The 24900-nt window shown below is 73.2% G+C and carries 22 protein-coding genes; 12 read left to right on the top strand and 10 right to left on the bottom strand.

Features of this window, described 5'->3' with window-relative positions:
• Positions 1-7: 7 nt before the first annotated feature.
• Entirely contained in the window at positions 8-946 is a 939-nt protein-coding gene (gene dapD, locus H563_RS0104000; protein ID WP_022881318.1) for a 2,3,4,5-tetrahydropyridine-2,6-dicarboxylate N-succinyltransferase, read from the bottom strand.
• Between the two features lie 17 nt (positions 947-963).
• Here dapD and dapE point away from each other — a divergent pair, with 17 nt between their 5' ends.
• The 3 genes from dapE (at position 964) to H563_RS17600 (ending at position 3489) form a co-directional block, all read left to right on the top strand.
• Positions 964-2034 carry a succinyl-diaminopimelate desuccinylase gene (gene dapE / locus H563_RS0103995; protein WP_022881317.1) on the top strand — a complete coding sequence of 357 codons (1071 nt, stop codon included), beginning with the start codon at positions 964-966 and terminating at the stop codon, positions 2032-2034.
• Positions 2022-3254: a hypothetical protein gene (locus H563_RS14860; RefSeq protein ID WP_245556809.1), complete on the top strand. Its 1233-nt coding sequence runs from the start codon at positions 2022-2024 to the stop codon at positions 3252-3254. The genes dapE and H563_RS14860 overlap by 13 nt, the downstream gene beginning before the upstream one ends.
• A gap of 64 nt (positions 3255-3318) precedes the next feature.
• Positions 3319-3489 (top strand): DUF3117 domain-containing protein, encoded by a 171-nt coding sequence (locus tag H563_RS17600; protein ID WP_022881315.1) that lies wholly within the window; start codon positions 3319-3321, stop codon positions 3487-3489.
• Between the two features lie 77 nt (positions 3490-3566).
• Here H563_RS17600 and H563_RS0103980 read toward each other — a convergent pair whose 3' ends face one another.
• Positions 3567-4199: an O-methyltransferase gene (locus H563_RS0103980; RefSeq protein WP_022881314.1), complete on the bottom strand. Its 633-nt coding sequence runs from the start codon at positions 4197-4199 to the stop codon at positions 3567-3569.
• Between the two features lie 89 nt (positions 4200-4288).
• Here H563_RS0103980 and H563_RS0103975 point away from each other — a divergent pair, with 89 nt between their 5' ends.
• Positions 4289-4690 (top strand): Sec-independent protein translocase family protein, encoded by a 402-nt coding sequence (locus H563_RS0103975; RefSeq protein WP_022881313.1) that lies wholly within the window; start codon positions 4289-4291, stop codon positions 4688-4690.
• A 15-nt stretch (positions 4691-4705) separates the two neighbouring features.
• Here the strand turns inward: H563_RS0103975 and H563_RS0103970 are convergent, their stop codons facing one another.
• The 3 genes from H563_RS0103970 to H563_RS0103960 are packed head-to-tail and all read right to left on the bottom strand — an operon-like array spanning position 4706 to position 7629.
• Positions 4706-5839 (bottom strand): Mrp/NBP35 family ATP-binding protein, encoded by a 1134-nt coding sequence (locus tag H563_RS0103970; protein WP_022881312.1) that lies wholly within the window; start codon positions 5837-5839, stop codon positions 4706-4708.
• Positions 5836-6330, bottom strand: coding sequence for a DUF1003 domain-containing protein (locus H563_RS0103965; protein WP_022881311.1), 495 nt, complete (start codon positions 6328-6330; stop codon positions 5836-5838). Before H563_RS0103965 ends, H563_RS0103970 begins: the two co-directional genes overlap by 4 nt.
• 3 nt (positions 6331-6333) lie before the next feature.
• Positions 6334-7629 (bottom strand): magnesium transporter MgtE N-terminal domain-containing protein, encoded by a 1296-nt coding sequence (locus H563_RS0103960; protein WP_022881310.1) that lies wholly within the window; start codon positions 7627-7629, stop codon positions 6334-6336.
• Positions 7630-7683: 54 nt separating this feature from the next.
• Between H563_RS0103960 and H563_RS14855 the strand changes: the two genes are divergently transcribed.
• Complete coding sequence (locus H563_RS14855) at positions 7684-8193, top strand: general stress protein (protein WP_051142602.1); 510 nt, start codon at positions 7684-7686, stop codon at positions 8191-8193.
• Positions 8194-8324: 131 nt separating this feature from the next.
• Positions 8325-8684, top strand: coding sequence for a TIGR02611 family protein (locus tag H563_RS14850; RefSeq protein ID WP_081416106.1), 360 nt, complete (start codon positions 8325-8327; stop codon positions 8682-8684).
• 315 nt (positions 8685-8999) lie between these two features.
• Here H563_RS14850 and H563_RS0103945 read toward each other — a convergent pair whose 3' ends face one another.
• The gene (locus H563_RS0103945; RefSeq protein ID WP_022881308.1) at positions 9000-10469 is read right to left on the bottom strand and encodes an aminopeptidase P family protein; all 1470 of its coding nucleotides are present in this window, start codon (positions 10467-10469) and stop codon (positions 9000-9002) included.
• 140 nt (positions 10470-10609) lie between these two features.
• On the opposite strand from H563_RS0103945, the gene H563_RS0103940 reads away from it, so the two are divergent.
• Positions 10610-11461, top strand: a complete 852-nt coding sequence (locus tag H563_RS0103940; RefSeq protein ID WP_033209270.1) for a PHP domain-containing protein — start codon at positions 10610-10612, stop codon at positions 11459-11461.
• 153 nt (positions 11462-11614) lie between these two features.
• Here H563_RS0103940 and H563_RS0103935 read toward each other — a convergent pair whose 3' ends face one another.
• Entirely contained in the window at positions 11615-13042 is a 1428-nt protein-coding gene (locus H563_RS0103935) for a DEAD/DEAH box helicase (RefSeq protein WP_022881306.1), read from the bottom strand.
• Between the two features lie 94 nt (positions 13043-13136).
• Between H563_RS0103935 and H563_RS0103930 the strand changes: the two genes are divergently transcribed.
• On the top strand, positions 13137-13862 hold the full coding sequence (locus H563_RS0103930; protein WP_022881305.1) for a ferritin-like fold-containing protein: 726 nt from the start codon (positions 13137-13139) through the stop codon (positions 13860-13862).
• Positions 13863-13900: 38 nt separating this feature from the next.
• Here the strand turns inward: H563_RS0103930 and H563_RS0103925 are convergent, their stop codons facing one another.
• Complete coding sequence (locus H563_RS0103925) at positions 13901-14206, bottom strand: hypothetical protein (protein ID WP_022881304.1); 306 nt, start codon at positions 14204-14206, stop codon at positions 13901-13903.
• A 9-nt stretch (positions 14207-14215) separates the two neighbouring features.
• Positions 14216-14440, bottom strand: a complete 225-nt coding sequence (locus H563_RS0103920) for a DUF3107 domain-containing protein (protein ID WP_027479069.1) — start codon at positions 14438-14440, stop codon at positions 14216-14218.
• Between the two features lie 118 nt (positions 14441-14558).
• Here H563_RS0103920 and H563_RS0103915 point away from each other — a divergent pair, with 118 nt between their 5' ends.
• Both H563_RS0103915 and H563_RS14845 read left to right on the top strand, forming a co-directional pair.
• Positions 14559-17612 carry a UrvD/REP family ATP-dependent DNA helicase gene (locus H563_RS0103915; RefSeq protein ID WP_245556808.1) on the top strand — a complete coding sequence of 1018 codons (3054 nt, stop codon included), beginning with the start codon at positions 14559-14561 and terminating at the stop codon, positions 17610-17612.
• Positions 17609-20941, top strand: a complete 3333-nt coding sequence (locus H563_RS14845) for an ATP-dependent helicase (RefSeq protein WP_022881302.1) — start codon at positions 17609-17611, stop codon at positions 20939-20941. Before H563_RS0103915 ends, H563_RS14845 begins: the two co-directional genes overlap by 4 nt.
• Here H563_RS14845 and H563_RS14840 read toward each other — a convergent pair.
• Positions 20866-21960, bottom strand: coding sequence for a phosphotransferase (locus H563_RS14840; RefSeq protein WP_022881301.1), 1095 nt, complete (start codon positions 21958-21960; stop codon positions 20866-20868). The genes H563_RS14845 and H563_RS14840 overlap by 76 nt on opposite strands.
• Before the next feature lie 37 nt (positions 21961-21997).
• Here H563_RS14840 and nudC point away from each other — a divergent pair, with 37 nt between their 5' ends.
• Complete coding sequence (nudC, locus tag H563_RS0103900; RefSeq protein ID WP_022881300.1) at positions 21998-22951, top strand: NAD(+) diphosphatase; 954 nt, start codon at positions 21998-22000, stop codon at positions 22949-22951.
• A complete protein-coding gene (locus tag H563_RS0103895) occupies positions 22948-24651 on the top strand; it encodes an ATP-dependent helicase (protein ID WP_022881299.1) in 1704 nt (567 codons plus the stop codon). Before nudC ends, H563_RS0103895 begins: the two co-directional genes overlap by 4 nt.
• Positions 24652-24900 lie beyond the last annotated feature (249 nt).

Raw genomic sequence — 24900 nt, 5'->3', positions numbered from 1 at the left:
GCCCCCCTCAGGCGTGCAGCGCCGCGTTCAGTTCGATGCCGGCGCCGGCCCGCTGCACGGCCTCGACCGCGCCGCTGACCGAGTTGCGGCGGAACAGCAGCTTCGGCACTCCGGAGAGTTCGAGCGCCTTCACGGTCACCGGCTCGCCGTTCTCGTCGCGCTGCCCGACCAGGGTGACCTTCGTGCCGGCGGTGACGTACAGGCCGGCCTCGACCACCGAGTCCTCGCCGAGCGAGATGCCGACGCCGGCGTTCGCCCCGAGCAGCGCCCGGGCGCCGATCTCGATGCGCTGCGTGCCGCCGCCCGACAGGGTGCCCATGATCGATGCGCCGCCGCCGATGTCGGCTCCGTCGTGCACGACGACCCCCTGCGACACGCGGCCCTCGATCATCGACGAGCCGAGCGTTCCGGCGTTGTAGTTCACGAACCCCTCATGCATGACCGTCGTGCCGGGGGAGAGGTGCGCGCCGAGCCGCACCCTGGAGGCGTCGGCGATGCGCACCCGTTCGGGCGCCACATAGTCCAGCAGGCGGGGGAACTTGTCGATCGCGTAGGCCTGGATGCCCGCGCGGCGCAACGCGGGAAGCATCCGCTCGTAGTCGTCGACGGCGACCGGGCCCGCGTTCGTGAACGCGACGATCGGCAGGTGGGCGAAGATGCCGTCGAGGTTCACCGTGTTCGGGGCCACGACGAGGTGCGAGAGCAGGTGCAGGCGCAGGTACGCGTCGGAGGTCGAGCCGATGGGCTCGTCGAGGTCGACCTCGACCCGCACCTCGTCCACGTGCACCGCCCGCCGTTCGTCGGGCCCGGCCAGCGCGGTGTGCTCGGGCGCGAGCGCCGCCCCCTCGGGCAGCGGGCCGAGGCCGGGAGCGGGGAACCAGGTGTCCAGCACGGTTCCGGAGTTCGAGACGGTGGCGAGGCCGAGGCCGGAGGCGAGGCGGGGCATATCAGTACCCTAGGACAGTGCCTCTCGACCTCTCCGCGTCCTCGATCGACCTGACCCGCCAACTCGTGGACATCGAGTCGGTGAGCGGCGATGAACGCCGGATCGCCGACGAGATCGAGCAGGCGATGCGACGGATGCCCCACCTCGAGGTCACCCGCGACGCGGACCTCGTCGTCGCCCGCACCGACCTCGGCCGTGCCCGCCGCGTCGTGATCGCCGGCCACATCGACACCGTCCCGGTGAACCGGAACCTGCCGTCGCGCTTCGAGACCGAGGCCGGGGTCGACTACCTGTGGGGCCGCGGCACGGTCGACATGAAGGCCGGCGTCGCGGTGCAGCTGAAGCTCGCCGCCGAGCTCGCCGACCCGGCCGTCGACATCACCTGGCTCTGGTACGACCACGAGGAGGTCACGAGCGACCTGAACGGTCTCGCCCGCCTCGCGCGCACCCGGCCCGAGCTGCTCTCCGGCGACTTCGCGATCCTCGGCGAGCCGTCCGACGGCGCCGTCGAGGGCGGATGCAACGGCACCATGCGCTTCGACGTGGTCACCCGCGGGCGGCGCGCGCACAGCGCCCGCGCCTGGCTCGGCGAGAACGCGATCCACCAGGCGGCGCCCGTTCTGGAACTGCTCGCCGCCTACGAGCCGGAGACGGTCGAGGTGGAGGGGCTCGCGTACCGCGAGAGCCTCAACGCCGTGCTGATCGGCGGGGGAGTGGCGGGCAACGTCATCCCCGACGAGTGCGTGGTGCACGTCAACTACCGCTTCGCCCCGTCGTCGTCCGGCGAGCAGGCCGAGGCCAAGATGCGCGCCCTGTTCGAACCGCTCGGCGAGGTGCGCGTGGTCGACGTGGCGCCCGGCGCCCGCCCGGGCCTCGACGACCCGCTCGCCCGGCAGTTCGTCGCCGCCGTCGGCGCCGAGGCGAAGCCGAAGTACGGGTGGACGGACGTCGCGCGCTTCAGCGCCCTCGGCATCCCCGCGGTGAACTTCGGGCCGGGCGACCCGGGCCTCGCGCACACCGACGACGAGCGGGTGCCGCTCGCGCAGATCACCGCGTGCGAGAGCGCGCTGCGCACGTGGCTGGCCTGATCGGCTTCTGGCGCCGCCTGCCGTGGTGGGCGCGGGTGACGGCCGTCTTCGCGGGCGGCCGCACCATCGACACGGCCCTGCTGCTATGGATGGCCGCCATCGAGGGCCGCAACGCGTGGACCGCAGCGCACCCCGGCTACTTCGCCTTCGCGAACATCTGGGACGGCCGCTGGTACCAGATCATCGCCTCCGCCTACTCGCGCGCGCTGCCCTTCGGCAACTACCCGGTCACGCTGCCGTATGACACCGCCGGGCACGTGCAGCAGAACGCGTGGGCGTTCCTGCCCGGCTACCCGTACGTCGTCAAGGGGATGATGCTGCTCACCCGCCTGCCGTGGGAGCAGTCCGCCGTGATCGTGTCGCTGCTGTGCGCGTGGGGGGCGACGCTCGTCTTCTACAAGTTGATGCGATTGCGGCTGAGGCCGTCGACCGCGATGTACGCGACGGTGCTGTTCAGCGTCGCCCCGGTCGCCGCGCTGTTCCAGGTCGCCTATGCGGAGGCGATGTACGGCTTCCTCCTCGCGCTGATCCTCTACCTGCTGCTGCGTCGGCGCTACTGGCTCATGCTGCCGGTCATCGTCGTCGCCGCGTTCACCCGCCCGAGCGGTCTGGCCGTCGCGCTGACCCTGGGCCTGCACGTGCTCTGGCGGTTGTGGGCGAGGTGGCGCAGGGGCGACGAGTATCGGATGCCGCAGCTGGTGGCATCCGTCGTCGCCGTGCTCGTCGCCCTGGTCTCGGGAGTCGCCTGGCCGCTCATCGCCGCCCGCGTCACCGGCGTGCCCGACGCGTACACCGCGACCGAGCTGTCCTGGCGGGCGGCGTACACGGGCTGGGGCGGGCTCGTGCCGTTCGCGTCGTGGATCGACGGGGCGAAGTGGTGGTTCACGCTCTGGCTCGGCCTGCCCGCCTGGGTCGGCTACGTGGCGCTCGCCGCGCTCGTCGCGCTGTTCGCGCTGCTGCTGCTCTCGCCCGCCGCCAGGCGCCTGGGCGTCGACCTCCGGCTGTGGTCGGCGTCGTACGCGCTGTACGTGCTCGCCGTGTTCTTCCCGCAGTCGAGCACCTTCCGCATCCTGTTCCCGCTGTTCCCGATGCTCGGCATCCTCGCCCAGCCCCGCTCCCGGTGGTACCGGGTGGGCATGGTCGTGGCGTCGATCGCCGCCCAGCTCGGCTGGCTGCTGCTGTGCTGGACGATCGGCGACTACGACTGGTCACCCCCGTGACGGGTGATTTCGCGACCCCCCTGACCGTGCGGGATAATGAGAGAAACCACGAAAGGGGAGCTACATGGCGGCCATGAAGCCGAGAACCGGAGACGGACCCATGGAGGCTGTGAAGGAGGGGCGACTCATCATCGTGCGCGTTCCTCTGGAAGGCGGCGGCCGTCTGGTCGTGTCCGTCAACGACGACGAGGCCAAGGAGCTTCACGACGCGCTGGCTGCTGCCATCGGCAGCTGACATTCGCTTCTCGGTGGGCCGTCCCGGATGGGGCGGCCCACCGGCATGTCCGGGGGCCGTCGGCGAAGGCGCGCGGCTCAGGCGGTGAGCTTGGTGATCTGGAACAGTCCGTCGCCGACGATGGACAGCGCGCTCACCACGGCGCTCGAGCCGGAGATCTCGGTGATCAGGGTGCGGAAGCCGGTCGCCACGTCGTCGCGGTTGGCCGGGTTGCCCACCTTGCCGCCCCACAGGGCGTGCGCGACGAGCACGGTGCCGCCGGGCCGGGCGAGGCGCAGCCCGTGCTCGACGTACTCGATCACGGAGCCGGGATCGGCGTCGATGAAGACGATGTCGTAGGCGTTCTCGTTCATGCGCGGCAGCACGTCGCGCGCGCGGCCGCCGATGAGGCGCACCCGGGCCGGGGCGATGCCGGCCTCGGCGAAGAACTGCCGGGCGTGCTGCTGGTGGTCGACCTCGGTGTCGATCGAGGTGAGCTCCGCGTCCTCCCCGCCCTTGAGCAACCAGAGGCCCGAGACGCCGAGGCCGGTGCCGACCTCGATGATCTTGTTCGCGCCGGTGGCGGCGACGATGACGGATGCCTGGGCGCCGACCGCGGGAGGGATCGGAGTGACCCCGAGCTCCAGCGAATGCTGCCGTGCGCGCGCGATGACATCGTCCTCGACCACGACGTCGTTCGCGAACTTCCAGTTGATGTCGTTGTCTGACACGGTCCTCTTCTCGCTCAAGGCCTTCAGGATACTGAAACCCCGCCCTCGGGCCGGGCAGGCTCACGGTACGCGGGCATTACGCTGTACGCGTGAGCTTCGAGAAGTGGCTGGTGCTGGCCGCGATTGCAGCGATGTTGCTGGGTCCGCAGCGCCTCCCCCTGTACGCCGAGAAGCTCGGCGTGCTGGTGCGCAATCTGCGCAGCTACGCTGACAACGCCCGCGAGCGCATGCGCGACGAGATGGGCGCAGAGGTCTTCGACGAGATCGACTGGAAGAAGCTCGACCCGCGTCAGTACGACCCCCGCCGTATCATCCGCGACGCACTGCTCGACGACGACTCCGAGCCGGTCGTGAGCGCCCCCTCGGCGTCGACGGCCGAGGCGGCGGGCGAGGCGGCGACCGTGGTCGGGCTGTCGTCGGTGGCGACCAAGCCGGCGCCGGCGCGACTGACCGATGGAGAGCGGCCGCCCTTCGACTCCGAGGCCACCTAGCGGGCGCGCGTCGCCTCAGGCCGGGGCGACGCCCAGCTTCCGTCCCGCCAGGCCCCTCGGCCGGGTCGCGAGGCCCTCGGCGATGCGCGCGATGACCGCGGCGGCCGGGTCGGCGGGGTCGGCCAGCACGATCGGCGCCCCGGCGTCGCCCCCGGCGCGCAGCGCGACCGACAGCGGCACCGAGCCGAGCAGCGGCACCCCGAGCCGCGAGGCGACGGCGGCGCCGCCGCCCGAGCCGAACAGCTCGAGCACCGAGCCGTCCGGCTGCGGCAGTCCGGCCATGTTCTCGATCACCCCGTACACCTTCTGCCCGGTCTGCGCCGCGACGGTGCCGGAGCGCACCGCCACGTCGGCCGCCGCCGGCTGCGGGGTGGTGACCACCAGCACCTCGGCGTTCGGCAGCAGCTGGCCGACGGAGATCGCCACGTCGCCGGTGCCGGGCGGCAGATCCAGCAGCAGCACGTCGAGGTCGCCGAAGTACACGTCGGTGAGGAACTGCTGGATCGTGCGGTGCAGCATCGGCCCGCGCCAGGCGACCGCCGACGACTGCCCCTGGCCGCGCTCGGGGTCGAGGAACATGCCGATCGAGATGACCTTCACCCCGTGCGCGACCGGCGGCAGGATCAGCTGGTCGACCCGGGTCGGCCGCGCCGCGACGCCGTCGCGCACGAGCCCCAGCAGCCCGGGGATGGAAAAGCCGTGCACGTCGGCGTCGACGAGCCCGACCCGCAGGCCGCGGGCCGCGAGTGCCACCGCGAGGTTCGCCGTGAGCGTCGACTTGCCGACGCCGCCCTTGCCCGACGTCACCGCGTAGACCCGAGTGAGGGAATCGGGGCCGAATGGCATCGCCCGCGCCTTCCCCCCCCGCAGCCGCTCGGTCAGCGCCGCGCGCTCGGCGGGCGACATCACGTCGACGGCCACGTCGACCCTGGCGACGCCGGCCACGGATGCGGCGGCCCGGCGCACCTCGGATTCGATGCGCTCGGCGGCGGGGCATCCGATGATCGTCAGCTTGATGCCCACCCGGGCGTGCCCGCCCGCGTCGACCTCGACTCCCGAGACCATGTCGAGCTCGGTGATGGGGCGGCGGATCTCGGGGTCGAGGACGCCCGCGAGCGCCCGCGAGACCTCGGCGGCGAGATCGGTCAACTTCCGTCCTTCGCGGTGCCCTCGAGCTCCTCGAGCAGGGCGCGCAGCTCCTGCCGGATGAAGTCCTTCGACGGCACGTCGCGCAGCGCGAGCCGCAGCGCCACCACCTCGCGGGCGAGGTACTCGGTGTCGGCGAGGTTTCGCTCGGCCCGCTGCCGGTCCTGCTCGATCTGCACCCGGTCGCGGTCGTCCTGCCGGTTCTGCGCGAGCAGGATCAGCGGCGCCGCGTAGGAGGCCTGCAGCGACAGCACGAGGGTGAGCACCGTGAAGCCGTACTCCTGCGAGTCGAAGCGCAGCGACTCAGGCAGCACCGAGTTCCAGATCAGCCAGATCAGGCAGAACGCGGTGAGGCCGAGCAGGAACCACGGCGTGCCCATGGCGCGCGCGATCCACTCGGTGAACCGGCCGAAGCGGTCGCTGTCGCGGCGCGTGCGGATGCGCCCGGACAATCCCTTCGGCGCATCGAGATCCCGGTTGTCGGCCCTCGCCATGACTCACCTCCTGCCCGTCGTGCTCGTGCGTGCCGCCGCTGCGCGCCGCAGTGCGGCGTCCTCGCCGTCGCGACTTCGCCAGTCGTCGGGCAGCAGGTAGTCGAGGATGTCATCGATGGTCACCACCCCGACGAGTCGGTTCGCGTCGTCGACGACCGGCACCGAGACCAGGTTGTAGCTGGCGAGCGTGCGGGAGACCTCGGCGATCGAGGCGTGCACCTTGAGCGGCTCGAGGCCCTGGTCGATCAGCGCGCCGAGGCGCTCGTGCGGCGGGTGGCGCAGCATCCGCTGATAGTGCACGACGCCCAGGTAGCGCCCGGTGGGCGGCTCGTAGGGCGGCAGCGTGACGAACACGGCGGCGGCCAGCGCCGGCGCGAGCTCCTCGCGGCGGATCAGCGCCAGCGCCTCGGCGACGGTCGCGTCGGGGGAGAGGATGACCGGCTCGGTGGTCATCAGGCCGCCCGCCGAGTTGGGCGCGTAGTTGAGCAGCATGCGCACGTCCTGCGCCTCCTCGGGCTCCATCAGCTCGAGCAGGTGCTCCCGGTCGTCCTCGGGCAGCTGCGCGATCAGGTCGGCGGCGTCGTCGGGCTGCATGCGGTCGAGCACGGATGCGACGCGCTCATCGTCGAGGGCGTGCAGCAGCTCGACCTGGTCGTCCTCGCTCATCTCCTCGAGCGCGTCGGCCAGGCGGTCGTCGGGCAGCTCCGCGGCGACCTCGACGCGGCGCTCCTCGGGCAGCTCGAGCAGACTGTCGGCGAGGTCGGCGGCGCGCAGATCGGTGAAGGTGGCGATGAGGTGCTCCGCCGACTGGGGCTCGTCGGCCGGGGCATCCGTCTCTGTCACGTCGTCCCAGGCGACGAACTGGGTCGGCCCCTTCGCGAACGGGGATGCGGAGGTCTTGGGCCGGCGCACGAACAGCTGCGTCACGTCCCACAGCCCGCTCGGGCTCTGGGTGATGCCGACGTCTTCGATGACGGCGGTGCCGCTGCCGTCGCGGAAGCGCACCTGCCGGCCGAGGATCTCGGCGATGACGCGGGTCTCGCCGCCGCGCTGCTCGAAGCGGCGCACGTTGATCAGCCCGGTCGTGATCACCTGGCCGGCGCCGATCGAGGTGACGCGGGTGATCGAGACGAACACGCGGCGCTTGCCGGGGATCTCGACGACGAGGCCCACCACGCGCGGGGCGCCGTCGGAGCGGTAGACGACCACCACGTCGCGCACCTTGCCGACGCGGTCGCCGACCGGGTCGAACACCCCGCAACCGGCGAGGCGTGCGACGAAGACCCTCTGCGCGCTCACCCTTAAACCCTACCGTCGCGGCCCTGCGCGACACCCCCGTGGGACAATGCCGGAATGAGCACTCCGAACCCCCTCGGCAGCCGCGGCGCCCTGCCCTTCCCGACGGTTCCGAAGGGCGAGGTCGTCGCCCAGTACGAGAGCTACGTCGAGGCGCAGCAGACCGTCGACGTGCTCGCACACGCCGACTTCCCGGTCGACAAGGTGTCGATCATCGGCAACGACCTGAAGACCGTCGAGCACATCACCGGCCGGCTCTCCTGGGGGCGCGTGGCGCTCGCCGGCGCGGCGAGCGGCGCCTGGTTCGGCATCTTCCTCGGCGTCGTGCTGATGCTCTTCGGCGGCGCGCAGGAGGACTTCAGCCTCGTCATCGCGGCCGTGCTGCTCGGCGCGGGCTTCGGCATGCTGTTCAGCCTGGTCTCCTACGCCCTCACCCGGCGTCGCCGCGACTACACCTCGCAGACGCAGGTGCTCGCCACCAGCTACTCGGTGCTCGTCGACTCCGACATCGCCAACCGGGCGCGCAACGTGCTCGCCGAGAACGGACGCGGCACCGGGCTCGTCTGAGCGGGGTCGGCGGGTCGCTGCGGGCGTGGCGGGGTGCCCGTGCGGGTTGACCCTGGGATCGCTCCGGGGCGCCCCTGATCGCTCCCTGAACTGAAGGCCCGCGCGCCGCGTCACAGGCTTAGCGTGGAGCCATGACCACCGCTCCGCATCCGCTTCCGGGCCGGGACACCCCGGCCGGCCGTGAGGCCGAGCGGCGCGGGCAGCGCCTGCGGCGCCGGCTGCGGCAGCTGCGGGCACGGATGCGCCGCCACCCGGTGCTGCACGTCAGCTACCGCATCCTCGTGGCCGTCATCGGGGGAGCGATCGTGGTCGGCGGTCTGATCCTCGTGCCGCTGCCCGGGCCGGGCTGGCTCGTCGTGTTCATCGGCATCGCGGTGCTCGGCACCGAGTTCGAGTGGGCGAGGCGGCTGGGGCGCTGGGGGCGCAGGCAGCTGGATCGGGCGCTGGCCTGGTGGCGGCAGCGGCGGGCCCGGCGGGCTGCGGGGCGGTAGCCCAGGCATCCGTGCGGGGTGGCCCGGGCACAAACGTCACGATCGGGCACAGCTTCTGCGCAGGACGTGTGCCCGATCGCACCGTTTGTGCCCGGCGCGATTGGGTGCGGCGATGTGGCACCGGCATCCGTGCGGCGGCAGTACGCACGGGCACACGTTTGCGGCGAAAACGTGCGCCCGTGGCGCCGCCCTCCGCGTTCAGCCGGCCGGCTGACCAAGGTCGAAACATCCATCGCAAAACGCACGATGTGTCGCACGGATGCCGCCACCGGAGTGACGCATCGTGCGATCGGCGACCGACCGTGCGGTCGGCGGTCAGCCGCGCAGGCGCCGCACCCAGGCCTCGACCTCGTCGGCCGTCCGGGGGAGCGCGGCGGAGAGGTTCTCGACGCCGTCGGCGGTCACCAGCACGTCGTCCTCGATGCGCACGCCGATGCCGCGCAGCTGCTCCGGCACGGTGAGGTCGTCGGGCTGGAAGTACAGGCCGGGCTCGATCGTGAACACCATGCCGGGCTCGATCACGCCGTCGTAGTACATCTCGCGGCGGGCGGCGGCGCAGTCGTGCACGTCGAGGCCCAGGTGGTGGCTCGTGCCGTGCACCATGTACCGGCGGTGCTGCTGCTGGTCGGACTCGAGCGCCTCCTCGGCCGAGACGGGCAGCAGCCCCCACTCCGCGGTGCGGCGGGCGATCACCTCCATCGCCGCGGCGTGCACCTCGCGGAAGCGGATGCCGGGGCGCACCACGGCGAAGGCGGCATCCGCGGCCTCACGCACGGTCTCGTAGACGAGCCGCTGAGCATCCGTAAATGTGCCGTCGACCGGGATGGTGCGGGTGATGTCGGCGGTGTACAGGCTCTCGGCCTCCACGCCGGCGTCGATCAGGATCAGGTCGCCCGGCACCACCGGTCCGTCGTTGCGGGTCCAGTGCAGGATGCACGCGTGCGGGCCGGCGGCGGCGATCGTGTCGTAGCCGACCGCGTTGCCCTCGCCGCGGGCGCGCGTGTAGAAGACGCCCTCGACGATCCGCTCGCCGCGCCGGTGTGCGGTGATCTCGGGCAGCGCGCGGATCACGTCGTCGAAGCCCCGCTGTGTGGCGGCGATGGCCTCGCGCAGCTGCGCGATCTCATAGTCGTCCTTCACGAGCCGCAGCTCGGAGAGGGTCTGGGCGAGCTCCGCATCGAGATCGGATGCCTCGCCCCGCGCCGCGTCGACGGCGGCGGTGAGAGCCTCATCGGCCTCGCGCAGCAGCACCGTGTCGGCATCCGCCTTCTCGATCACGGCGTCCACCTCGGCGATGCCCGCCGTCGGCAGCGCGAGGTCCCCGGCGACCTGCGCGAGGGAGGGGCGGGCGCCGATCCAGAACTCACCGATCTGCGGGTTGGAGTAGAACTCGTCGGAGTCGCGCCCGGCGCGCTCGCGGAAGTACAGGGTGGCCTCGTGCCCGCCGTCGACGGGCTCCAGCACGAGCACGGAGTCGGGCTCGCTGTCGGCGCCCCAGCCGGTCAGCCAGGAGAACGCCGAGTGCGCCCGGAACGGGTAGTCGGTGTCGTTGCTGCGCACCTTCGCGCCGCCGGCCGGCACGATGATCCGCTTGCCGGGGTAGAGCGCCGAGAGCTTGGCGCGCCGCGCCGCGGCGAACGCGGCCTGCTCGCGGGCCGGCGGCACGACGTCGGCGCGCTCGGCCCAGCCCGATCCGATGTAGGCCTGGAACGACGCCGCAGGCGGCAGCGTCGAGCGGTTCGAGGTGGCGCGGGGCGCGGGGGTCGTCGTCGTGTCGCTGCTCATGGCGACTAGTCTTCCATCGCCGGGCGCTGCCCGGCGCAAATTGGCTCCGGCCCTCCATTGCCGGGCGCCGCCCGGCACGGCGGATCGACCCGGCCATTCCATCGACCGCCGACGCCCGCGCGCCAAACTAAACTGCCGCTGTGGCTTTTCGCACGCCCATCGATCTGCACACGCACTCCAGCGTGTCCGATGGCACGCAGACTCCGGCCGAGCTGATGCGCGCCGCGGCCGACGCCGGGCTCGGCACCGTCGCGCTGACCGACCACGACTCGACCGCCGGGTGGCAGGAGGCCCGCGCCGCGGCATCCGATCTCGGCATCGACCTGGTGCCCGGCATGGAGCTCTCGACCCGGTACGGGTGGAAGAGCGTGCACATGCTCGCCTACCTGTTCGACCCGGCCGACCCGGCGCTGACCGCCGAGACCGAGCGCATCCGCGACGCGCGGCGCACCCGGGCCGAGGCGATGGTCGCCCGGCTCGCCGAGGACTATGAGCTCACCTGGGAGGACGTGCTCGCCCACACCACGCCGGGCGCTTCGGTGGGGCGGCCGCACATCGCCGACGCGCTCGTGACGCGCGGGCACGTGACCAGCAGATCGGATGCCTTCGCGACGCTGCTGCACCCGCGCGGCGGCTACTTCGAGCCGCTGTACGCGCCGAGCCCGCTCGAGGGCGTCAAGCTGATCCGCGCCGCCGGGGGAGTGCCGGTGCTCGCGCACCCGGCCACCCGCGGCCGCGACAACGTGCTCGACCCCGCCTATCTGAAGGCGCTGGTCGGCGCCGGGCTCGCCGGGCTCGAGGTCGAGCATCGCGAGAACACGGATGACGGCAAGCAGTACCTGCTCGAATTCGCGGCGGCCCACGGCCTGATCGTCACCGGGTCCAGCGACTACCACGGCGCCGGCAAGCCGAACCGGCTCGGCGAGAACACGACGACGCCCGAGGCGCTGGAGCGGATCTGCGCGCTGTCGACGCATTCGCCCGTCGAGTAGGCGCGAAGCGCCGTATCGAGACCAGACGACGGTGCGGGTCTCGATACGCGGCTGCGCCGCTACTCGACCAGCGGGGGCGGAGGCTGCGCCGCTACTCGACCAGCGGAGGGCGGTGGGTGCGTCGCGGCCGAGTCGACCAGCGGAGGGCGGCGGCTAGGCGGTGGGGGCGGCGGGCTGACCGCCCGAGCGGCGGCGGCGCCGGCGGCGCTGCGGGGCGGCGTTGCCGTCGCGGTGCTCCGAGCCGTGACCGTCGTGCGTGCCGGCCGCCTCCTTCGAGGCGCCTGCGGCCTGGGCATCCGTGCCGCCCGAAGCCGGGCGGCTGCGCCGGCGGCGACGTGCGCCCTCGCCCTGCTCGCCGCCCTGCCGGGCCGCCTCGCGCTCCACCTTCGGCTTCGGGGTCGGCTTCAGCCGGCCTTTCGTGCCCTCGGGGATGTTCAGATCCGAGTACAGGTGCGGCGACGACGAGTAGGTCTCGGTCGGCTCGGGCTGCCCGAACTCGAGGGCGCGGTTGATGAGGGCCCACTTGTGCAGGTCCTCCCAGTCGACGAAGGTCACCGCGATACCGGTCTTGCCGGCCCGGCCGGTGCGGCCGGCGCGGTGCAGGTAGGTCTTCTCGTCCTCGGGGATCGTGTGGTTGATCACGTGGGTGACGTCGTCGACGTCGATGCCGCGGGCGGCAACGTCCGTCGCGATCAGGATCTCTTTCTTGCCCGACTTGAACGCCGCCATGTGCCGCTCGCGCTGCTCCTGGTTCAGGTCGCCGTGCACGCTGACGGCGGGGAAGCCGCGGTCGGTGAGCTCGTCCTGCAGCTTCGCCGCGGCGCGCTTCGTGCGGGTGAAGATGATCGTCTTGCCGCGGCCCTCGGCCTGCAGGATGCGCGCGATCACCTCGTCCTTGTCGAGGGCGTGCGCGCGGTAGATGAGGTGCTTGATGTTCGCCTGCGTGAGGCCCTCGTCGGGGTCGGTCGCGCGGATGTGGATCGGCTTTGACATGAAGCGGCGCGCGAGCGCGACGATCGGGCCCGGCATGGTCGCCGAGAACAGCATGGTGTGCCGGGCAGCCGGAAGCTGCTGGAAGATCTTCTCGATGTCGGGAAGGAAGCCGAGGTCGAGCATCTTGTCGGCCTCGTCGAGCACGACCTCGGTCACGTTGGAGAGGTTGAGCAGGCGCTGACCGGCGAGGTCGAGCAGTCGGCCCGGGGTGCCGACGACGATCTGCGCGCCGTCCTTGATCGCCGCGATCTGCCCCTCATAGGCCTTGCCGCCGTAGATGGCGACGACCTTGGTGTCGCGCTTCGAGGTCGCGAGCTCCATGTCTTCGCTGACCTGCACGGCCAGTTCTCGGGTGGGGGCGACGATGAGCGCCTTCACGCCCGGCTCGGGGTGGAGGCCGAGGCGCTGGATGACGGGGATGCCGAAGCCGAACGTCTTGCCGGTGCCGGTCTTGGCCTGGCCGATGATGTCCTGCCCGGAGAGGGCCAGCGGGATCGTCTGCTCCTGGATGGGGAAGGGCTCGATGATGCCCTTCTCGGCGAGCGCGTCGACGATGTCCTGGTCGATGTCGAGGTCTGTGAAAGTCACGAAGTCTGATACCTGTTCGGTGGTCGGGGCGCGAGATGAACGTCTGACACGCCGAAGGTGATTCTACCGGCCGCACCTCAATAGACTTTGCCGCGTGGCTTTCGCGTGGTTCCGGCGGCGGCGTCGCACGGCCGACGCCCCGACGCTGCGACCGCGCCGGGAACGCAGGCGGCCCGGTCCGCGGGTCGACGTCGCGGAGATCGCGCCCGAGCCACTGTCGTTCCTCGGCCACATCGCATGCGTGAAGCTGCATGCGTTCCAGACCCTCTCGGCGCTCGTCGCGGAGGTGCCGGACTGGTCGGCGCGTGAGGCGGTCAGCGCCGCCGCGGGCCGCGAGCTCGAGCGGCACCAGCGCGTGGTCGCCGAGATCCGCCGCCGTGACGCGGACCCCGGCGAGTGCATGCAGCCGTTCGCCCCGCTGGTCGCCCGCTTCGGCGAGGCGACCCGCGGCGCCGACTGGCTCGAGCGGCTGCTCGGCGCCCGCATCGCCGGCGGGCTGTTCGACGACTTCTTCGCCACCCTCGCTCCCGGCGTGCGCGACGACGGGTCCCGGGTGCTCGCGGCCCTCGTCGAGGCCGACCCGCACGAGGGCGACGCGCTCGACGCGGTGCTGTTGGATCAGATCGCCGCCGACCCGCAGCTCGGCTCGCGGCTCGCGTTGTGGGGGCGGCGCCTCGTGGGCGACGTGCTGCTCGTGGCGCGCGCGGGGATCAAGCTGACCGGCGACCCCGAGACCGACGAGTATCGCACCGAGCCGATCCTCACCGAGGTGATCGCCGCGCACACCCGCCGAATGGACAAGCTGGGCCTCACCGCCTGACGAGAGCGGGCTGAAGAGATCGGATGCCGCGGGTCGGGCTACTGCGCCGGCAGGCCGTTCTTCATGACGTGCGCCTCGAGCGCTGCATCCGATCGCCGGCGCACCGCGCCCACGAGAAGATCGACGACGGCGACGACCACGCCGGTGCCGATCAGGGCGATCCACCAGATCCAGCCGCCGTCCCACTTGAGGCCCGCCCAGGTGAGCGCCACCCAGAGCACGAGCGCGGCCATCGCGCCCACGCCCGGGACGAGCGCGGCGCCGTGGCGCAGCCGGTTCGGCAGGACGTACCGGCCGGCGAGGCCGATGATGACCCCGGCGAGGCCGATGAACATCAGCTCCATGGCACGGCCCTACGCGACGAAGCCGACGCGGCGCACTTCCTCGGCGCCGATCTGCACGTAGCCGATGTGGGCGACGGGCACGACGTAGACGGCGCCGTTCCGGTCTTTGAGCTCGACGAGCGGCTGGCCCTCGGAGATGGCGGCGCCGATCTTGCCGCTGATGTCGGCGGCCGGCTCGTCGGACTCGAAGCTAAGCTCGCGGGGAGCGTTGAGGATGCCGATGCGGATCTCCACCGTTGGTGCCTTTCGTGTCGTTGCTGGCTTCGAGCCTAGTGGGGTGCGGCGCGGCCGCTCGACGTGTTCGCTCAGAGGAGACCGGGCGGTGTCGGCGGCACGCACTACCGTGGCCACCGTGGATCTCGACCCTTCTCAGCAGGCCGTCCTCGACCTGCCCGCCGACGCGTCGGCGGCGGTGCTCGGCGCGCCGGGGACGGGCAAGACGGCGACCGTCGTCGAGCTCGTCGCCGACCGGGTGCACCGGCTCGGCTTCGACCCCGACGAGGTGCTCGTGCTGTGCGCGGGGCGGTCGGCGGCGACGGCTCTGCGCGACCGGCTGTCGCTGCGGCTCGGCGTCGCGACGCAGGGGCCTCGGGCACGCACCGCCAACTCGCTCGCCTTCGGCGTGCTGGCCGACCGCGCCGCGGCCGCGGGCGCGCCCGAGCCGAGGCTGCTCACCGGCGGCGAGCAGGATCAGATCATCGCCGACCTGATCGACGGCGACGCGGAGGAGGGGCGGATCCCGTGGCCCGAGCAGCTGCCGGCGGACGTGCGGCGCCTGTCGGGTTTCCGGGCCGAGCTGCGCGAGCTGATGGCGCGCATGGTCGAGCACGCCGTCACCCCGGAGCGGCTGCAGCAGCTGGGCCGCGAGCACGATCTGCCCGAGTGGGTGGCGGCCGGCGCGTTCATCCGCGAGTACCAGGACGCCGTGGATGCATTCCGCGACGGCTATGTGACGAGCGCCGAGCTGCTGGCGGATGCGGCGCGGCTGATCGCGGCGGGCGAGGTCGACCCGGGCATCCGTCTGCTCGTCGTCGACGACGTGCAGGAGTTCACGCGCGCCGGGCTCGACCTGCTGGCCGCGCTCGCCCGCCGCGGGGTGACCGTGGTGGCCTTCGGCGACCCCGACGTGGCGACGACGACGTTCCGGGGGGCCGACCCCGAGGCGGTGGCGCGGCTCGGCGAGCGGCTCGGGCTCGGCCGGCTCGAGCCGCTGGTGCTGCGCATCGCGCACCGGCAGCCCGCCGCGCTGCGCCGCGCCACGGCGGCGGTGACGGCGCGCATCGGCGCCGCGCTCGCGGGGCAGCAGCGGCAGGCGGCGGCGCCCGGCGAGGGCGGGCGGCTGCTGCGGGTGGTGGCCGGCAGCGCCTCCGACGAGTACGCCACCCTGGCGCGCGAGCTGCGCGAGCAGCACGTGTTCGCCGGCCGTCCGTGGAGCGACATGGCCGTCATCGTGCGATCCGGGGCGCAGGTGCCGGCCGTCGCGCGGGCGCTCGGCGTCGGCGAGGTGCCGACCCGCACGACGGCGGCCGGGCGGGCGCTGCGCGACGACTATGCGGCGGGGCACCTGATCGCGGCGGTGGGGGTCGTGCTCGGCCTGCGGCCGCTCGACGGGGCCACGGCCGCCGAACTGCTGCTCGGGCCGCTCGGCGGGCTCGACGCCGTCGCGCTGCGGCGGCTGCGGCTCGCGCTGCGGCACGAGGAGCTCGCCGGCGGCGGCTCGCGCCCGGGCGACGAGCTGCTGGCCGAGGCCCTCGCGGACCCGAACGCCCTCGCCACGATCGACATGCCGCCCGGGCATCGGGCGCGCCGGCTCGCCCAGACGCTCGCGGTCGCGCGCGAACAGGCCGCGAAGCGGGCCACGATCGAGGAGCTGCTGTGGACGGTGTGGGATCGCAGCCGCCTCGCCGACGCGTGGCTGGCGCAGACCCGCCGCGGCGGCATCCTCGCCGACGAGGCGAACCGCGACCTCGACGGCGTCGTCGCCCTGTTCACCGCGGCCAAGCGCTTCGTCGAGCGCGACCCCGAGCGCCCGGCCGCCGACTTCGTCACCGAGGTGCTCGGCTCGGCCGTGCCCGACGACACGCTGGCGCCCCAGGCGGCCTCCGACGCGGTGTTGGTGTGCACGCCGTCGGCCGCGGTCGGCCTCGAGTTCGGCGTCGTCGCCGTGGCGGCGCTGCAGGAGGGGACCTGGCCGAACATCCGGCTGCGCGGCACGCTGCTGCGGCCGCAGCTCGTCGGCGAGCTCGTGGCCGGCAGCCCGCACGCCGAGGTCGACGAGCGGCAGGCGGTGCTGCACGACGAGCTGCGCATGTTCGCCCTGGCCGTCTCCCGTGCGAGCGACACGCTGATCGTCGCGGCCGCCGAGGGCGAGGACGATCAGCCGTCGGCGCTGCTGGGGCTCGTCGGCGGCGACGAGGTGCCGCCGGCGCGGCATCCGTACACGCTGCGCGGTCTCACCGGCGAGCTGCGCCGCCGCCTGGCGTCGGGCGACCCGCGCGCCTCGGGTGCAGCCGCCTCGCTCGCGCAGCTGGCCGAGGCGGGCGTCGCGGGCGCGCACCCCGACGAGTGGTACGGGCTGCTCGAGCCGACGACGAGCGAGCCTCTCGTCGACCTGAACGACCCCGACGCGGTCGTCGCGGTGTCGCCGTCGAAGATCGAGGCGTTCGAGAAGAGCCCGCTGCAGTGGTTCGTCGACGTGATGTCCGGCGGCGGGGGCGGCGTGGCGACCGGGGTCGGCACCCTGCTGCACGCGGTCATGGAAGCGGCGGGCAGCGAGCCCGACGGCGACATCAGCGTCGCCCGCATCTGGGGCGACGTCGAGCGTCGCTGGGGCGAGCTGAACCTCGAGGAGGGCTGGGTGACGGAGCGCGAGAAGCGCCGGGTGCGGCAGATGGCCGAGGGCGTGCACGAGTACCTCGCCGACTTCCGCCGCTCCGGGTCCGTGCTGCTCGAGGCCGAGGGCGGCTTCGCGCTGCGGCTCGGCCAGGTGCAGCTGCGCGGCAAGATCGACCGCGTCGAGCGGCACCCCGACGGCACGATCGTGATCGTCGACCTCAAGACCGGCCGGCGCAACCCGCCCGCCGCCGAGATCCCCACACATGCGCAGCTGAGCGCCTACCAGCTCGCCTACCGCGAGGGTGCGATCTCCGTCGACGCGCCGCCCGAGGCGCTCGGCGGGGCGAAGCTCGTCTTCGTCGCGCCCGAGGCGACGACGAGCAGGAAGCGCTACCGCGATGTGCCACAGGCCCCGCTCGACGACGAGCAGGCCGCGGCGTTCCGTGAGCGGGTCGAGGCGGCCGGGCGCGGCATGGCAGGTGCCGTCTTCGTCGGCACCCGGGTGACGGATGGCTCGGGCGGCGGCGACTACACCTACCGCATCCACCTCGTGCCGGAGGTTTCCGCATGACGTTCGAGCAGGGCATGACGGCGTCCGAGCAGGGCATGAGCTCGTTCGGGCAGGCGGCGCACAGCGCGGTCGACGTCGCCCGGCTGCTCGGCCAGGGCTACGAGCCGACGCCGCAACAGCGCGCCGTGATCGAGGCCGGGTCCGAGCCGGCGCTCGTCGTCGCCGGCGCGGGCAGCGGCAAGACCGAGACGATGGCGGCGCGCGTGGTGTGGCTGATCGCCAACGGCATCGTGCGGCCGGGCGAGGTGCTCGGACTGACCTTCACGCGCAAGGCTGCCGGGGAGCTGGCCGAGCGCATCCGCCGCCAGCTGGGCAAGCTCGCCGCGGCCGGCCTCGCCTCCGCCGACGGCGGCGACGACCCGCTGGCGGCGCCCGCGGTGTCGACCTACAACTCCTTCGCCAACACGATCTTCCGCGAGAACGCGCTGCTGATCGGGCGCGAGCCCGACGGGGTCGTGCTGTCCGAGGCATCCGCCTGGCAGCTGGCCCGCCGGCTCGTGCGCGACAGCGACGACCCGCGCCTGCTCGCCACCGACAAGAGCCTCGACACCATCACGAGCGCCGTGGTCGACCTGGCGCACGCGCTCTCCGACAACGTGGTCGAGTCGACCGACGAGGTGCGCCGGCTGGTGCACGACTTCGAGGGCATCCTCGAGTTGCCGTCGGGCAGCCGGGTCACGCCGCTCGCCGACGCGGCGAAGGCGGTCGGCGCCATCTCGGCGCTGCCCGCCCTGCTCGACCTCGCCGACGCGTTCGCCGCGGAGAAGAAGCGGCGCGGCTTCATCGAGTTCAGCGACCAGGTCGCCTTCGCGCTGCAGGCGATCGCCCGGCAGCCGCGCATCGCCGCCGAGTACCGCGGCCGCTACCGGGTGGTACTGCTCGACGAGTACCAGGACACCTCGGTGGTGCAGACCGGGCTGCTGTCGCGGCTGTTCGCCGGGCATCCGGTGATGGCCGTCGGCGACCCGAACCAGTCCATCTACGGCTGGCGCGGGGCGAGCGCGGCGAACCTCGCGCGGTTCTCGCGCGACTTCACCGGCGCGGAGGCCGGCACCGAGGGCGGCGCGCGGGTGTTCGCGCTGTCCACGAGCTGGCGCAACCCGACCCGGGTGCTGGATGCGGCGAACGTGATCGCCGCCCCGCTGAACGCGCAGTCGGCGGTGGAGGTCGACCGGCTGCGCCCCCGCCCGGGCGCCGGCGCGGGCGACGTCGACGCGTACTTCGGCCAGACCGTGCTCGAGGAGGCGGATGCGGTCGCGCGCTGGTTCGCGCGCCGGCTGGCCGAGCCCGGCCCCGACGGCGGGGTGAAGACCGCCGCCATGCTGTGCCGTTCGGTCAAGCGCATCGACGCGTTCACCGCGGCGCTGCGCGAGCACGGGGTGCGCTACCACGTGCTCGGCATCGGCGGCCTGCTCGAGCAGCCGGCGGTCGTCGACCTGGTCTGCACGCTGCGCGTGCTGGTCGACCCGGATGCCGGCAGCGAGCTGCTGCGGCTGCTGGCAGGCGCCCGCTGGCGCATCGGCCCGAAAGACCTGCAGACGCTGCGCAAGCTCGCCGGCTGGCTCGAGAAGCGCGACTACCGCCAGCAGCAGCTCGGCCGCGACGTGGCCGAGGCGCTGCGCGGCTCCATCGCCGACGACGAGGGCGCCTCGATCGTCGAGGCCCTCGACTTCCTCGTCACCGCGAAGGACGACCACAGCGCCCTCGCCGAGTTCACGCCGGAGGGCCTCGCCCGGCTGCGGGCGGCCGGCGCCCAGCTCGCCTCCCTGCGCGGCCGGGTCGGGCTCGACCTACTCGACCTGGTCACGGTCGTGGTGCAGGCGCTGAACCTCGACATCGAGGTCGCCGCCAACGAGAGCGCCACCGCGGGCCGGGCGAGCCTCGACGCGTTCCTCGAGCTTGCCGCCGGCTACTCCATGACCGGCGGTTTCGACCGGGGCGACGCCGCCGAGAGCGGCGGCGGGCTGTCGGCGTTCCTCGGCTGGCTCTACGAGGCCGAGAAGATCGAGCGGCTGAGCCCGCGCACCGACCCGCCCGAGCCGGGCACCGTGCAGATCCTGACCATCCACGGCGCGAAGGGGCTGGAGTGGGACCTCGTCGCCGTGCCGCGGCTGGTCGACGACGAGCTGCCGAGCCGCTACCAGGACGGCCTCGGCTGGGTGCGGTTCGGCCAGCTGCCGAACGAATTCCGCGGCGACGCCGCCGAGCTGCCGGTGCTGAAGTGGCGCACCGCCGAGACGCAGAAGGAGTTCTGCACCGCGCTCGACGCCTTCCGCGACGAGTTGATCGCCCGGCACCTCGACGAGCAGCGCCGCCTGGCCTACGTGGCCCTGACCCGAGCCCGCGAGCGGCTGCTGCTGGCCGGTTCGTACTGGTCGACGCAGAGCAAGCCGCGGCAGCCGAGCACCTACCTGCGCGAACTGATCGACGCCGGCCTCGTTCCGGGCGACGTCGTGCCCGAGCTCGAGAGCGACGCCAACCCGGTCGGCGAGCTGCTCGTCGAGGCGATCGAGTGGCCGAAAGACCCGCTGGGGCAGCGCGCCGCCGGCGTGCGGGCCGCCGCCGACGAGGTGCGGCGCCGGCTCGAGCTCGGCCCGGGCGACCCGGCGCGCGCGGCGAGCGCGTGGGCGAAGGATGTGGAGCTGCTGCTGGCCGAGCGGGCCGCGCGCGAGGCATCCGTCGCGGCCGCCACGCCGCCGCCGCGCATCTCGGCGTCGCGATTCAAGGACTTCGTCACAGACCCGGCCGGCACCCTGGCCGGGCTGCGCCGGCCCATGCCCGAGCGCCCCTACCAGGCCACCCGGCTCGGCACCCTCTTCCATGCCTGGGTCGAGGCGCGCGGCACCGCCGCCGGAACGGTCGAGGCGCTCGACGCGGCGGCGTGGGAGCTCGACGACGAGGCGGCCGGCGGCCTCGACGCGGCGCGGCTGGCCGAACTGCAGGCCACCTTCGAGCGCAGCGAGTGGGCGGGGCGCAAGCCGGTCGACGTCGAGGTCGAGATCCACGCGCCGCTGGCCGGGCAGGTGTTCGTGTGCAAGCTCGACGCGGTGTACCGGCTGCCCGACGGGCGGTACCAGATCGTCGACTGGAAGACGGGCAAGGCGCCCGCGGATGCCGACGACCTGGAGCGCAAGCAGTTCCAGCTCGCCCTGTACCGGCACGCATACGCCAGCTGGAAGGGCGTGGACCCCGAGTCGATCGACGCGGTGTTCTACTTCGTCGCCGACGACCGGGTCATCCGGCCCGAGCGCATCTATTCGTCGTCCGAGCTCGCCGGCCTCTGGCTCTCGACGTTCTCGTCCTCCACGGGCTCGAAGCCGGGGGAGTGACCGCCGGTCGACTCGGCGCCCGGCGGCAGGTTCTCATAGGGCGTCTGGGCGAGCAGCTGCTCGACCTGCGAGGCGTCGAGCACGGGGCCGGTCTCGGCCTCGAGCGGCTCGACGCCGTTCTGGTGCACGCGGTCGACGAGGGTGTCCAGCATCCCCTCGGCGTCGGCGATGATCTGCCGGTCGTGCAGCTCGTGGCCGTGCAGCAGCCAGCGGGCCAGGTCGAGTTCGGCGTGCAGCAGGGCGCGCTGGCGCAGGCGGGGATCGGGCGCCATCTGCCGCGCCGACTCGTACCACGCGAACACCGCCTCGGCCGCATCCGGCTGCGCGCCGAGCGCCCACGCCAGGTCGCGGGCCGGGTCGCCGACCGACAGCGCCGACCAGCCGATGACGGCGACGACGCTGCCCTGATCGACCAGCAGCGAATCGGCCGAGAGCGCTCCGTTGATCACCGTGGGCTGGAAGCGCCACAGCGCCTCGTCGGTCGCCGCAGTGAACCAGCGGCTGCGCAGCGCGGCGGGCAGTGAGCCGGTCTGCTGGGCGCGGTCGATCACGCTCATCACCGTCCGCTGCGCCTCGTCGGCCTCCTGCTGCGGCAGCCCGGCGTCGTGCACGAACCCCGTCGGCAGCGCGTGGATCGCCGCGATCGCGCCGCCCGCCGAGGCGGCCGTGTCGCCGTGCACCTCGTCGAGCTGCAGCGGATGGCCCGGCAGGAAGTCGTAGACGACGGCGCGGGTGCCGTCGAACGGCGTCTGCCCGACCGGCTGCGGCACGTCGAACGGCAGCCTCGAGCGCACGCCGCTGCTGAGGGCCTGCAGCGCGATGAGGTCGGCCGCCTGCTCGGTCTCCGCCGCCTGCGTGCGCGGCACGCGCACGATCAGCTCGCGCCCGTCGCTCACGGTCAGCACCGCCGCGTCGTAATCCCCATGCTCCCCGGTCGTGTGCTCGCGCGTGGCGACCACGTCCAGCTCGGGAACCGCCGCCGTCGCGACCGCGGCTAGAGTGAATGGGGTTCTGGCCATGCCCCTCAGGGTAGGGCCCCCTGGCGGAGAGGAACGGATGACACGTCGCACGGCGCTCGAGCCGCTCACCGGTCTCGTCGTCGACCGCGACGCCGTGCGCCGCACCCGCCCAGAGCTGTTCGACGAGCTGCTCTCCGACCCTGCGACGCGGCTGCTTCCGCTCTGGCACGGCAAGGCTCTGATGACGGATGCCTCGGCCGGCGCCCTCGACCTCGTGACACCCGACCGCCAGTCCGCGGCCCTGGTGCGCGTCTACCTCGGGCGCACGCTGCTGGCCGGCCTCGAACCGGTCGGAACCCCCGTGATCGCGGTGACCCTCACCGACGCGGCGGCGGCCGAGCTCGAACCCGACGAGTCGCGCTGGGCCGACCTGCGCCGCGTCGGCACGGGGCTGTCCGAGCGGGACTACGCGCTGTTCTGCGAGGCCGTGGCCGTCGCCAACTGGCACGAGTCGCACACCCACTGCCCGCGCTGCGGCACCCCCACCGTGGTGGAGGCGGGCGGCTGGGTGCGGCGCTGCTTCGTCGACGGGCGCGAGGTGTTCCCGCGCACCGACCCGGCGATCATCGTGCGGGTGCTCGACGACCGGGACCGCATCCTGCTCGGCAGCAACGCGATGTGGGAGAACAATCGCTGGTCGATCCTCGCCGGCTTCGTCGAGCCGGGGGAGTCGTTCGAGGCGGCCGTGATCCGCGAGGTCGCGGAGGAGGCGGGCGTGCTCGTGACCGAGCCGCGCTTCCTCGGCTCGCAGCCGTGGCCGTTCCCGGCCTCGATCATGGTTGGCTACGAGGCGCGCGCCGTCGACGTCGGCGACGTCGCCCTCACCCCCGACGGCGAGGAGATCCTCGAGGTGCGCTGGTTCACGCGGGAGGAGCTGTGGGCTGAACGCGGCGACCTGCTGCTGCCGGGCGGCGCGTCGATCGCGCACGCCATCATCGCCGACTGGTACGGCGGCCCGCTCGACGGCCCACCGGGAGGCGCCGCGCGGTGACCCCCGACGAGCTGCTGGCGGGTCTCGACGCCGAGCAGCGGGTGGCGGCGGAAGCGCTGCTCGGGCCCGTGTGCATCCTCGCCGGCGCCGGCACCGGCAAGACCCGCGCGATCACCCACCGCATCGCCTACGGCGTGGCGACCGGCGCGTATGCGCCGAGCCGGGTCATGGCGCTCACCTTCACCAACCGCGCCGCCGCAGAGCTGCGCGGCCGGCTGCGCGCGCTCGGCGCCGCGGGGGTGCAGGCGCGCACCTTCCACTCGGCGGCGCTGTCGCAGCTCGGCTACTTCTGGCCGCTCGTGGTCGGCGGCCCGTCGCCCGAGGTGCTGCCCGGCAAGGCCCGCCTGCTCGGCCAGGCCGCGCAGGCGCTGAAGCTGAAGGTCGACACCGCCGCGCTGCGCGACGTGGCGGCCGAGATCGAATGGCGCAAGGTGAGCTCGCTCAGCATCGAGGCGTACGCGCGCCAGGGCCGCGCCGTGCCGGGGAAGCTGCGGCCCGAGGAGCTGCTCGACCTGATGCAGACGTACGAGCGGCTCAAGGACGAGCGCCGGCAGCTGGACTTCGAGGACGTGCTGCTGGTCACGGCGGGGATGATCGAGTCCGAGGCATCCGTCGCCCTGCACGTGCGCGAGCAGTACCGCTTCTTCGTCGTCGACGAGTACCAGGACGTCTCGCCGCTGCAGCAGCAGCTGCTCGAGCTGTGGCTCGGCGACCGCTCCGACGTGTGCGTGGTCGGCGACGCCAGCCAGACCATCTACTCGTTCGCGGGCGCCTCGAGCTCCTATCTGCTGGGCTTCGAGCGGCGCTGGCCGGAGGCGACCGTGGTGCGGCTGGAGCGCAACTACCGCTCCAGCGCGCCCGTGGTGGCGGCGGCGAACGAGCTGATGCGCGGCCGGGCGGGCTCGCTGACCCTGCACGCCGTCGCCGGCGAGCCCGCGCCCGTACCCACGCTCACCCGGCATCCCGACGACGCGGCCGAGGCCGAGGCGGTCGCGCGGCAGATCTCGGCCGCGATCGCCGCCGGGCAGCCGGCCGAGTCGATCGCCGTGCTCTACCGGGTCAACGGGCAGGCGGCCCAGCTCGAGTCCGCGCTGCAGGCGGCGGGCGTCAGCTACCGCGTGCACGGCGCGACCCGCTTCTTCGACCGGCCCGAGGTGCGCCAGGCCGTCATGTCGCTGCGCGCCGCGTCGGTGACGGTCAGCGGCGAGCCGCTGTTCAAGTCGGTCAGCGACGTGCTGCGCGGCCTCGGCTGGACGCAGGACCCGCCCGAGGCGGCCGGCGCCGTGCGCGAGCGGTGGGAGAGCCTGAACGCCCTGATGCGGCTCGCCGACCAGGCGCCGCCGGGCACCAGCTTCCGCCGCTTCACCGACGAGCTGCTCGAGCGGCAGGCGGGCCAGCACGAGCCGACGCTGCAGGCGGTGACGCTCGCCACGCTGCACAGCGCCAAGGGCCTGGAGTGGGACACGGTGCACATCGTGGGCCTCAGCGAGGGCCTGGTGCCGATCAGCTACGCCACCACCTTCGAGCAGGCCGACGAGGAGCGCCGCCTGCTCTACGTCGGCATCACCCGCGCCCGGCGGCGGCTGCACCTGAGCTGGGCCGAGACCGGCGGCCCTCGAGCCGCGCCACGCCAGCCGTCCCGGTTCCTGGCAGAGCTCGGCACCCGCATCGATCGTGGGGCGGGTGCCGCCGCACGCTGACCTCGCCGGTGCACCGGTCGAGCACCCTGCTCGCCCCGACCAGCTCGCTGCTGCCGGCGAGCAGGTGCGCCAGCAGCGCGTCGACGGCGCGCAGGGCGACGGATGCCGCGAACGGCGGCCGCTCGCTCGCCGCCCGCTTCGTGACCAGCTGCGTGCCGATCAGCGGCCAGGCCGGATCGTCGTCGGCGCGGGCGAGGTCGAGGCAGCGCAGGCAGGCGCCCTCGCCGGGGCGCACGAACGGGCCGATGC

This window comes from Gryllotalpicola ginsengisoli DSM 22003 (assembly GCF_000419445.1).
In the GTDB taxonomy this organism is placed as follows: Bacteria; Actinomycetota; Actinomycetes; order Actinomycetales; family Microbacteriaceae; genus Gryllotalpicola; species Gryllotalpicola ginsengisoli.
Note: the sequence above shows the minus strand (reverse complement) of the source record. Positions and strands in the feature narration are given on the sequence as shown.